Source organism: Christensenella sp. KGMB01412, assembly GCF_055522415.1.
The window spans coordinates 1-1,221 of the sequence record NZ_JBVFVW010000025.1; the positions used below are offsets into that span (position 1 = coordinate 1).

General features: G+C 53.9%; 1 protein-coding gene. It reads right to left on the reverse strand.

Translation table 11 applies throughout. The features are described 5' to 3' along the window. Nucleotides 1–1,212, reverse strand: a complete 1,212-nt coding sequence (tuf, locus tag ACS5WU_RS13855) for an elongation factor Tu (protein WP_302761229.1) — start codon at nucleotides 1,210–1,212, stop codon at nucleotides 1–3. Nucleotides 1,213–1,221: the final 9 nt, after the last annotated feature.

Here is a 1,221-nt window from a genome sequence, read left to right on the forward strand (position 1 = left end):
TTATTCGATTACGCCGGATACTACGCCCGAACCTACTGTCCTGCCGCCTTCGCGGATTGCGAACCGCAGTCCTTCTTCGATTGCGATCGGCGTGATCAGCTTGATCTCCATTTCGATGTTATCTCCCGGCATTACCATTTCTGTTCCGCTCGGCAGCTCGATTACTCCTGTTACGTCCGTTGTCCTGAAATAGAACTGCGGACGGTATCCGTTGAAGAACGGCGTGTGTCGTCCTCCCTCTTCCTTCTTCAGCACGTATACGCTGCTGTTGAAGTGCGTGTGCGGATGGATCGAACCCGGCGCTGAAAGTACCTGCCCACGCTCGATCTCGTCTCTCTGTACACCACGTAGCAGCGCTCCGATGTTGTCTCCCGTGATCGCCTGGTCAAGAAGCTTCCGGAACATTTCCACTCCCGTTACTACTACGCTTCTCTTCTCTTCTGTCAGTCCTACGATTTCTACCGTATCCTGTACCTTTACCGTTCCTCTCTCTACTCTGCCCGTTGCTACCGTCCCGCGCCCTGTGATCGAGAATACGTCCTCTACCGGCATCAGGAACGGCTTGTCTACGTCCCTCTGCGGTTCCGGTATATAGCTGTCTACTGCGTCCATCAGCTCGAAGATGCTCTGGCAGTCCGGATTGTCTTTGATGTCGTCGCTTGCCTGCGCCGCTTCCAGCGCCTTAAGCGCGCTTCCCTTGATGATCGGCGTATCGTCGCCCGGAAAATCGTACTGCGACAGCAGCTCCCTGATTTCCATTTCCACAAGCTCCAATAGCTCCGGATCGTCTACCTGGTCTGTTTTATTCATATATACGATGATGTACGGCACACCTACCTGCCTTGCAAGAAGGATATGCTCGCGCGTCTGCGGCATCGGGCCGTCTGCTGCCGATACCACCAGGATCGCTCCGTCCATCTGCGCCGCTCCCGTGATCATGTTCTTTACATAGTCCGCGTGTCCCGGGCAGTCTACGTGCGCGTAATGGCGCGTATCTGTCTCGTACTCCACGTGCGCTGTATTGATCGTGATTCCACGCTCTTTTTCTTCCGGCGCTTTGTCGATTTCGTCATACTTGGTCGCTTCCGCTTTTCCCGACTTTGCAAGCACCGTTGTGATCGCTGCCGTCAGCGTTGTTTTTCCATGGTCTACGTGTCCGATTGTTCCAATGTTTACGTGCGGCTTGTTTCTCTCAAACTTACCCTTTGCCATTACTTTTTT